The 206-nt window shown below is 36.4% G+C and carries 1 pseudogene; it reads right to left on the reverse strand.

The features are described 5' to 3' along the window. Positions 1-206: pseudogene (locus tag JEM65_RS21675) on the reverse strand (amidinotransferase); the annotation flags it as partial.

Below are 206 nucleotides of genomic sequence, written 5' to 3' on the forward strand. Positions count from 1 at the left end.
TTTATGTGGAAACGTTTTTTCTAAAAAAGCAACGCCTTCCATATTGGTTCGTGCAACTATATAATTTGCATAATCGGCTTCTCTATAAGTGCCAACAAAAATATAGTCGTTCCAGAGCATTACGTCTCCACCTTCTATGTGCACTTCTTCTGGTGGACGTATTACTTTTTCTGGGTTTACTTGATCTATAATGTATTGTATAGCGT

Source organism: Gelidibacter salicanalis (assembly GCF_016469035.1).
Lineage (GTDB): Bacteria > Bacteroidota > Bacteroidia > Flavobacteriales > Flavobacteriaceae > Gelidibacter > Gelidibacter salicanalis_A.